The sequence below is a fragment of the Amaricoccus sp. genome (genome assembly GCF_017995835.1).
GTDB lineage: Bacteria > Pseudomonadota > Alphaproteobacteria > Rhodobacterales > Rhodobacteraceae > Amaricoccus.
On sequence record NZ_JAGOID010000120.1, the window covers coordinates 1 to 8,040 of the forward strand.

The window sequence follows — 8,040 nt, forward strand, 5'->3', positions numbered from 1 at the left end:
ACCGACTATGCCGCCGCCCGCCAGAGGCACGTCCGGCTGGCGATCCTGCGCCACCTGGAGGGCTCGAGCGAATACACCTCCAACACCTCGATGCTCGGCGACGTGCTGCGCGGGGTCGGGTTGCCGTGCACCCGCGACCAGGTCGCCGGCGAATGCGCCTGGCTGGCCGAGCAGGGCTTCGCCGCGGTGGACGGCGACGGGGAGTTCGCGGTGGTGCGCGCGACCGGCCGCGGCGTCGAGCTCGCGCAGGGCGCCGCCGCGCATCCGGGCGTGCACCGGCCGCGGCCGAGGCTCTGATGCCGCCGCCGCGCAAGATCGACCAGATGCCGCCCGAGCTGCGCGACTGGCTCAAGTCGGAGCTCGTCCAGCGCGGGTTCGGCGACTACGAGGCGCTCGCCGAGGCGCTCAACTTCCGCCTGGAGGAGAGCGGGCTGGAGCTGCGGATCCAGAAGTCGGCCGTGCACGCCTTCGGCCAGGAGTACCGCGAGTTCGTGAAGCTGCAGGAGGCGTCCTCGGCCTGGGCGGAGGAGTGGATGGGCGAGAACGGGCTGGCCGACGACGCGCGGCGGCACAACGTGCTGTTCCAGATGATCACCAGCCTCGCCTTCAAGGTGATGCAGGGGCAGATGACCCGCGAGGCCGAGGAGATCGACCCCAAGGAGCTGCATTTCCTCGGGCGGATGATGAAGGACGTCATGCAGTCGGCCGGGGTGCGCGAGCAGCTGATCGCGGCCGAGCGAAAGGCGCAGGCGGCCAGGCTCGACGCCGCGGTGGCGTCGGGAGACATCGACGGCGAGGCCGCGGCCAAGGCCCGGCGGATCATGGGGTTCGGATGACGGTGAATGTCGAGGCGTCGCTCGCGCGGCGCGTCCAGGTCATGCGGGCGGCGCTGGAGGAGATCGAGGCGAAGCTGCCCCCGTGCTCGGAAGAGGCCGAGACCACCTGGTCGAACCGGGTGTGGAACGGGGAGTTCCGCAAGCTGCAGGCGATCGCGCGCGCGGCGCTGAAGGCGGCGAAGGGCGCGGCATGAGCAGGACCGAGGCCCCGAGCCCGATGGAGGCGGCGAACGACCTGATGGCGCTGGCGCTGCGCTACGACCGCACCGCGCACCAGGACGTGGCGCGCTCGGCCCGGCGCGGCGCGGCGGCGATCCGGGCGATCGCCGAGGTCCGCCGGCCCGACGACCTCGCGGCGGTGCTGTACTTCCTGCGCGGCGCGGCCGAGGCCGGGGCGACGTTCAACAGCCGCGAGGGGCAGGACGCCTTCGACGCCGCGGCGCGGCTGTTCGGGCTCGATCCGCAGTTCGCCTGGGAGAAGCTGGGGTGAGCGCCCGGCCCCGTCCGGTCGTCAACTTCCTGCCCTACCAGCGGGCCTGGATCGAGGACCAGAGCCGGTTCAAGATCGGCATGTTCTCGCGCCAGACCGGCAAGACCTTCTCGACCGGCGGCGAATGCGTCGACGACAGCTTCAGGGCGTGGATGGAGGACCGCCGCGCCCGCTGGGTCATCCTCAGCCGCGGCGAGCGGCAGGCGGCCGAGATGATGACCGAGGTCGTAAAGCCGTTCACGAAGGCGTTTTACGAGGTCTACAACACCCTCGTGAAGGGCGGCGAGCCGCGCTTCGAGGAGGGCGAGTTCCGGGCGCCGCAGGAGAAGGGGCCGGACGCCGTCTACAAGGCGCTGGAGGTGATCTTTCCGAGCGGCGGGCGGATCACGGCGCTGCCGGCGAACCCCGACACCGCGCGCGGCTTTTCGGCCAACGTCATCCTCGACGAGTTCGCCTTTCATGCGAAGAGCCGCGACATCTGGGCGGCGCTGTTCCCGGTGATCTCGAAATCCGGCCTGCGGCTGCGGGTGATCTCGACCCCGAACGGCAAGGGCAACAAGTTCTACGAGCTGATGACGGCCGAGGACACGGTCTGGTCGCGCCATGTCGTCGACATCCACGAGGCCGTGGCCCAGGGGCTGGAGCGCAACATCGACGAGCTGCGCCGGGGCATGGCCGACGAGGACGCCTGGGCGCAGGAATACGAGCTGAAGTGGCTCGACGAGGCCAGCGCCTGGCTCGACTACGACCTGATCTCGGGCGTCGAGCATCCGGCGGCCGGGATGCCCGGGCTCTATCAGGGGGGCCTCTGTTACGTCGGCGTCGACATCGCCGCGCGGGCGGACCTGTTCGTGATCTGGGTCGGCGAGCTGGTCGGCGACGTGCTGTGGACGCGGGAGATCATCGCGCGCCGGCGCGTGTCCTTCGCCGAGCAGGACCGGCTGCTCGACGAGGTGATGGGGCGCTATCGCGTGGTGCGGGTGCGCATGGACCAGACCGGCATGGGCGAGAAGCCGGTCGAGGACGCCAGGCGCCGCCACGGCGAGCTGCGGGTCGAGGGCGTGCTGTTCTCGGCCGCGGCCAAGCTCGACATGGCGACGGCGCTGAAGGAGCGGATGCAGGACCGCCGCGTGCGCATCCCGGCCGGCGACGTCGTGCTGCGCGCCGACCTGCACGCGATCAAGAGCCAGGTCGGCGTGAGCGGGGCGCGGCGGCTGGTCGCCGACGGCGACACCGACGGCCACGCCGACCGGTTCTGGGCCGCGGCGCTGGCGGTGTCGGGCGCCGAGAGCGGCTACCAGCCGTTCGACTATCGCGCCGTCCCGCGCGAGGCGGCCAAAGAAGATGCGCGCGAGGTTCGCCTGACCGGCGGCTTCCGCGCCAGGAGCGGGGTGTGGTGATGGCTCTCGTCGACGCATACGGCCGGCCGATCCGGCGGCAGACGCTGGCCGAGCCGCAGGCGACGGGCGGGATCACCGGGGTTCGCCAGGTGTGGAGCGACAGCGTCGCCGCCGGGCTGACGCCGCAGCGGCTGGCCGCGATCCTGCGCGCCTGCGACCAGGGCGATCTGGCGGAGTTCCTGACGCTGGCCGAAGAGATGGAGGAGCGCGACCCGCACTACGGGTCGGTCCTCGGGATGCGCAAGCGGGCGATCTCGGGCGCGCCGGTCAGGATCGACCCCTGCGGCGTCGCCGCGATCGATACGGAAGTCCAGGAGCGGATCGCCGAGCTTGCCGAGCTCGGCGTCGAGGCGGGCGATCGGGTCGGGGGGCAGCTGTGGGAGATCGCCGAGGGCCATGTCCTCGAGCGTGTCCGGCGTCAGCCAGAGGTAAGGCTGGCCGGTATCCGGGTGGATCGTCGGCGGCACCACCGACTGGCTGCCGTGCAGCAGCAACTCGACCAGTGGCGGCCAGCTGCGTCTGCCGTCCGCGTTGGCGGTGCTGACATCGGGATGGTACCAGCGCAGCCGCGCCCCGAGCGCCTCGCAGCCGGAGCCGGGGCGGTAGTATCCCATCCAGCCCTTCTGACCGCGGCGTCGCACCGGTGATGGCCCGAGCGCTGCCACCACGGCGGCCGCGACATCCGCGCGCTCAGTGTCGACGTCGGCGCCGACGACGGCCCCGTGGGCGATGCAGACCCCGGGGTCGGGCCAGCTCTCCCACCGCTCGTGCAGGAACCCCGGCGGCATGCGCGAGCACCAGTCCTGCCAGCGCGCCATGTGGGACCAGCGCCCGGCCTCGAAGTGGCCCGGCACCTTCTCGCCGGGCTTGGCCGGCATGGCGTGGTAGCCCATGTCGCGGAGACGCCCCGCCGCCTGGGCGTAGGGAGAGAGCCGGGCAGTCATGATCAGAACGGGACCTGCGCGTCGGCCTGGCTCTGGAGGTCCTCGAGGTAGCCACGGGTCAGCCGCTCGCAGAACTCGGCCCATTCGACGCGAGACAGTTGGCGGAGGTCGGTGCGACCGAGCGCGTCGAGCCAGGCGCCGGCCACCTTGCCACCGGCGAGAGCTGCAGCGGCCTCGTCGCGGGTGAGCTCGATCTTCCTGCGGTGGGCGACCATCCAGACCTCCGAACAGGGCATCGAGCAGAAAAAAGCCGGGGCTTCGCGGGTCCCCGGCGCGCTGAAAGCGAAACCGGCGCCGGCACGGTTGCAGACGGCGCAAGGGTAAGGCGGCGTCACGATCTGCCGGCGTTCCGGGGTCACGCTGCACACTCCTCGGCGTCCGCGAACCGCACCCGCTTGATGCGGTGGTACTTGCCGTCCCGCACCAGCACTGCCTCAGCAGGGCGACGAAGTTCGCCTGCACGTGCGAGCGCCTCGTCGACGGTGTCGGGCGGCGGGCCATCCCCGCGCTGGCGCCACCAGGCGACCGCTTTCTCCCGGGCGTAGCCAGTGTGTTCGACGCAGACCCATTCGCTGACCACCTTGGTGCCAACCAGGTAGTCGACGCGCAGGCTGTCCGGTGCGCCGGGCTTGCGGTGGCGGCGGTAGGCGACGTCGCGCACCTCCTGCCACTCGTCGCGGGCGGTCAGTACCATGATCGCCTCGGTGGTGGCGGTTGCCTCGAGCTTCGGCTCGGGCGGCGGGAAGACGTGGCCGCAATCGAGACACTCGCGTGTGCCGATGTGCACGATGGCGTCGCAGCCCGGGCAGATCTTGGCCGGCGGCTCCGCCGGCTCGCCGGCGCCCTTGCCGCCCTGCTTGTCTTCGGGCAGCGCGATGGCGTCGACCGGCCCGTGCCGCATCACGTTGCCGGCGAAGTCGAGCACCAGGCAGTCGTCCTTTCCAGGGGCGACGCGCATGCCGCGCCCGGCCATCTGGATGTAGAGCCCGGTGGAGGCGGTCGGCCGCAGCATAGCGATGAGGTCGGTCGCCGGTGCGTCGAAGCCGGTCGTCAGCACCCCGACGCTGGTCAGCGCCCGAACCCGGCCCGCTCTGTAGGCCCTGAGCAGTCGGTCGCGCTCGGGCCCCGGCGTCTCGCCGGTCACCATCTCGGCGGAGATGCCGTGGCCGCGCAGCTCGTCGCGAACCGCCCGCGCGTGCTCGACCGAGATGCAGAAGGCGATCCAGGATCGGCGGTCGCGGCCGAGCTCGACGATCTCGGCGACGGCGGCGCGGGTGGCGTCGCCGCCGAAGCGGTCGAGCATCTCGCGTTCGACGAACTCGCCCATGCGGCGGTGCAGCCCGGTGGTGTCGAAGGTGGTCGCGGGTCGCTTCGAGACGAGCGGCGCCAGGTGGCCCCGCTCGACCAGCATGCCGATGGGAATGTCGTAGGCGACGCCGTCGAAGAGCGCGTTCTCGCCCCCGTGCAGCAATCCGCTATCGAGGCGATAGGGCGTGGCAGTGAGGCCGATCACCTTCAAGTTCGGGTTGGTGACGCGCAGCCCGTCGAAGAGGCGCCCGTACTGGGTATCGGTTGTGCGCGGCACCAGGTGCGCCTCGTCGACGATGGCGAGGTCGACGTGCCCGAGGTCACGTGCGCGACGCGCCACCGACTGCACGCCGGCGACAAGGATCTGGCGCCCAAGCTGCCGCTTGCCGAGCCCGGCCGAATAGATACCCGCCGGGGCGTCGGGCCAGAGCCGGATCAGCGCCGCGTGGTTCTGCGCGATCAGCTCGCGCACGTGGGTGACGATCAGGATGCGGGTCTCGGGATAGGCGACCACCGCGCTCCGGGCGAACTCGGCGAGGATCACGCTCTTGCCCGAGCCAGTCGGCGCCACCACCAGCGGCGAGCCGCGGCCGGCGCGGAACCAGGCGTAGAGCGCGTCGATCGCCGCGCGCTGGTAGTCGCGCAGCTCGATCAACGCCCGGCCTCCGCCACCACGGGCTTCGCCGCCCATGGCAATGCCGGGGCCGGCCCGAGCGCCGCGAGGATGGCGCCGACCGGGCTGGCCGGGCACTCGCCCTTCACCCCGTTCTCCCAGACCGGGACGGTGGAGAGTGAGCGCGCCAGCGCCTCGGGGGCGATGCCGTACTGCAGCGCGATCGAGATCACGATGCAGGAGTCGTCGATGAAGGCCGCCATCGTCGAGCCGGTCTTCTGGCCGTCCGCGAACACCTCGAGCGGTCGCCCGGCGTCGTCGTAGCCGACGCAGACAGTGAAGGCCTGGCCTCCGAAGGCGATGTCGCGGATGGTGTTGCGCCGGCGTTCCGGAAGCCTGGTCCGGGTCATCGGTCGCCGTCCTTCGTCCACGTCCGCTGGGCGAAGTAGGCGATCTGGCTCTGCGAGATGCGGCGCTGCACCAGCGCCACCAGGCCCTTGGCGGAGAGCTGCCGTGCCGCCTTCATCACGTCCTCCGGCGGCGGCTCGCGGCCGCCGGCGACGGCATAGACGAAGCTCTCGCCCCGCTCGGCCCGGCTGACCCAGCGGCCCAATGCTGATGGTGTCATGCTGTCTCCTCGGTGGCGCCATCGACCCAGATGGCGCCGCTCTGCATGCGGTAGGTGACGGTCTCAGCCTCGGGGTCGGCGTCGATCTGCTCGCCCGGCACCAGCGCCGGCAGGTAGAGATGCGCCGGGCAGTCACGGCCCTCCTGCTGGCGCTGCGGTGAGCGCGGCTCGTCGAACCGCATGCAATGGCCAGCCCCGTCGCGGCCGAAGGCGAAGTGCAGGCAGGTGCGGCAATGCCGCCGCGGCATCGCCGCCTCGAAGCAGAGCGCCTTATGCCGGCAGAACCGGCACGGCGGGCGCTCGGCGTTGTCGGCGATCTTCAGCGGCGCGTCGTGCGCGGCAACCAGTCGCTCGACACGCGCCTCCTGCCGGTTGGCCTCCTCGACGTCGAGTTGGATGCGCTCGATGTAAACTGCTTCGTCATCCTTGCATGTCGCGACGTATGCCCCGCGGGCGATGCCCAGCGCCGCCATGCCTATGTGCAGCTGGTGCCAGTGCTCGGGCCTGTTCGCTCTCAGTCCGTGCTTCTGCACCGCGCGCCAGCTGCTCGCATTCATCGACTTGATCTCGACGACGTGCTCGGCCTTCGGCGCCTCCAGAAGGCCGATGCCAACGGCGTCGACCTTGCCGCGCAGCCAACCGCCCGCGAGCGCGAAGCGCTCCTGCTCGCGCGAGACCTCGACTCCGGCGCGCCGGAGGTCGGCGATCACGCGCTTTTCCTCGATGTCGCCGCGCTCGAAGATGCGGAGCTGACGCCCGCCGGGCGCCTCCGGCGGCGAGGCCCAGCGTAACGTCAGCCAGACCTGCCGGTCGCAAGGGGAGCCCAGCGCCGAGGCACTGACGCCGAAGCCCTCGAAAGCAGAGCGCGGGTCGGCCGCGGCCTCGGCCTCGCGGGCGCGCCAGATCGCGAGAACCGTGCTGCTTTCTATGGGCGGAATGGGGGCCACGATGTGCTCCGACGGTCAGGGGAAGGGAAAGGGTGGCTTGCCCTGGCGTGGCGAACCTCGCCACGCCAAGCCGATCGGCATGCAGCATGTCTGGACCAACCGTCTGGTCCTGACTCGGCTCACCGTGGCTCGCCTTGCCTTGCAGCGCCGCAACATGGCTAGCCGCGACCGCCATTCCGAGCCTCGCAACGCCAAGCCACGACGTACCTCGACCGCCCGGCCGCGCCTGGCCACGCCAGGCCTAGCCATGTCTCGCCGCGCCTCGCCTTGACCGCCACGCCCGGCCACGCCGTACCCCGCCGTGCCTCGTCTTGACCGCCACGCCTCGCCGCCCCGCGCCACGCCTAGCCCCGCCTTGACCCGCCAAGACCGCCGCTCCGTGACCAGCCGCCGCGGCATCACGCCGCGACCGCCACGCCGCCCGCGAGATGGGCGGCGATTTCCCTGATCGGCGTCGTGTCGACGCCGGCGATCTCGGCCACGCCCGCGTAGCGGCCGAACCAGCTGTCGAGAGCGCCCGCAGCCTGCCGCTGCAGCTCGGCCAGCATCGCCGGGTCGGAGGGATCGACCGGCGCATAGCCGCCGCCCTCCCGGCGCCCGGCGACCGGCGACACCATCGCAGGCAGCTCGCGCACCACCACGCCCGACACGACAGACGGGCCGGCGTCGGCCGCGCGCACCGCGATGCGCAGTCCGCAGATCCAGTGCCGCACCCGGCCCTCGCGCCACGCCTGCGCCGCCTCGGCGTCGTCCATCCCGAAGAAGACCGGATGGACCGGGTGGTCCGGGCGCTCGCGGAGCCAGGCGAGGAACTCGCGCGGGACGAACTGGTTGCGGCCGCTCGCGTTCAGGTAGGCGTCGACGATCAGCTGGC

The 8,040-nt window shown here is 71.8% G+C and carries 11 protein-coding genes and 2 pseudogenes; 6 read left to right on the plus strand and 7 right to left on the minus strand.

The annotated features are described in order from the left end of the window. The 6 genes and pseudogenes from KBA23_RS14465 to KBA23_RS16885 form a co-directional block, all read left to right on the plus strand. The coding region (locus KBA23_RS14465) for a hypothetical protein (protein WP_290742225.1) at positions 1–297 on the plus strand (297 nt) is incomplete at its 5' end. Beyond that, complete coding sequence (locus KBA23_RS14470) at positions 297–836, plus strand: phage protein Gp27 family protein (RefSeq protein WP_290742228.1); 540 nt, start codon at positions 297–299, stop codon at positions 834–836. The genes KBA23_RS14465 and KBA23_RS14470, both read left to right, overlap by 1 nt. After that, positions 833–1,030: a hypothetical protein gene (locus KBA23_RS14475; RefSeq protein ID WP_290742231.1), complete on the plus strand. Its 198-nt coding sequence runs from the start codon at positions 833–835 to the stop codon at positions 1,028–1,030. The genes KBA23_RS14470 and KBA23_RS14475 overlap by 4 nt, the downstream gene beginning before the upstream one ends. Continuing rightward, positions 1,027–1,326 (plus strand): hypothetical protein, encoded by a 300-nt coding sequence (locus KBA23_RS14480; protein WP_290742233.1) that lies wholly within the window; start codon positions 1,027–1,029, stop codon positions 1,324–1,326. The genes KBA23_RS14475 and KBA23_RS14480 overlap by 4 nt, the downstream gene beginning before the upstream one ends. After that, complete coding sequence (locus tag KBA23_RS14485; RefSeq protein ID WP_290742236.1) at positions 1,323–2,726, plus strand: terminase family protein; 1,404 nt, start codon at positions 1,323–1,325, stop codon at positions 2,724–2,726. The genes KBA23_RS14480 and KBA23_RS14485 overlap by 4 nt, the downstream gene beginning before the upstream one ends. Continuing rightward, positions 2,726–3,007, plus strand: a pseudogene (locus KBA23_RS16885) (DUF935 family protein); the annotation flags it as partial. The gene KBA23_RS14485 and the pseudogene KBA23_RS16885, both read left to right, overlap by 1 nt. A 126-nt stretch (positions 3,008–3,133) precedes the next feature. On the opposite strand, the pseudogene KBA23_RS16890 reads toward KBA23_RS16885, so the two are convergent. The 7 genes and pseudogenes from KBA23_RS16890 to KBA23_RS14520 all read right to left on the minus strand — a co-directional run. Next, positions 3,134–3,754: pseudogene (locus KBA23_RS16890) on the minus strand (bifunctional DNA primase/polymerase); the annotation flags it as partial. After that, entirely contained in the window at positions 3,673–3,885 is a 213-nt protein-coding gene (locus KBA23_RS14495; RefSeq protein WP_290742242.1) for a DUF6511 domain-containing protein, read from the minus strand. The pseudogene KBA23_RS16890 and the gene KBA23_RS14495, both read right to left, overlap by 82 nt. Before the next feature lie 140 nt (positions 3,886–4,025). After that, on the minus strand, positions 4,026–5,633 hold the full coding sequence (locus KBA23_RS14500; RefSeq protein WP_290742244.1) for a DEAD/DEAH box helicase: 1,608 nt from the start codon (positions 5,631–5,633) through the stop codon (positions 4,026–4,028). Further along, positions 5,630–6,001 (minus strand): hypothetical protein, encoded by a 372-nt coding sequence (locus KBA23_RS14505; RefSeq protein ID WP_290742247.1) that lies wholly within the window; start codon positions 5,999–6,001, stop codon positions 5,630–5,632. Before KBA23_RS14505 ends, KBA23_RS14500 begins: the two co-directional genes overlap by 4 nt. Beyond that, entirely contained in the window at positions 5,998–6,219 is a 222-nt protein-coding gene (locus KBA23_RS14510; RefSeq protein ID WP_290742250.1) for a hypothetical protein, read from the minus strand. The genes KBA23_RS14505 and KBA23_RS14510 overlap by 4 nt, the downstream gene beginning before the upstream one ends. Then, positions 6,216–7,166 (minus strand): hypothetical protein, encoded by a 951-nt coding sequence (locus KBA23_RS14515; protein ID WP_290742253.1) that lies wholly within the window; start codon positions 7,164–7,166, stop codon positions 6,216–6,218. The genes KBA23_RS14510 and KBA23_RS14515 overlap by 4 nt, the downstream gene beginning before the upstream one ends. Positions 7,167–7,564: 398 nt before the next feature. Then, on the minus strand, positions 7,565–8,040 hold a 476-nt coding region (locus KBA23_RS14520), incomplete at its 5' end, for a hypothetical protein (protein WP_290742256.1).

Bases quoted from the DNA above. Each gene is read 5' to 3' on its own strand.
- KBA23_RS14510 (WP_290742250.1), bottom strand. From the start codon at position 6,219: ATGACACCATCAGCATTGGGCCGCTGGGTCAGCCGGGCCGAGCGGGGC.
- KBA23_RS14505 (WP_290742247.1), bottom strand. From the start codon at position 6,001: ATGACCCGGACCAGGCTTCCGGAACGCCGGCGCAACACCATCCGCGAC.
- KBA23_RS14470 (WP_290742228.1), top strand. From the start codon at position 297: ATGCCGCCGCCGCGCAAGATCGACCAGATGCCGCCCGAGCTGCGCGAC.
- KBA23_RS14480 (WP_290742233.1), top strand. From the start codon at position 1,027: ATGAGCAGGACCGAGGCCCCGAGCCCGATGGAGGCGGCGAACGACCTG.
- KBA23_RS14475 (WP_290742231.1), top strand. From the start codon at position 833: ATGACGGTGAATGTCGAGGCGTCGCTCGCGCGGCGCGTCCAGGTCATG.
- KBA23_RS14495 (WP_290742242.1), bottom strand. From the start codon at position 3,885: ATGGTCGCCCACCGCAGGAAGATCGAGCTCACCCGCGACGAGGCCGCT.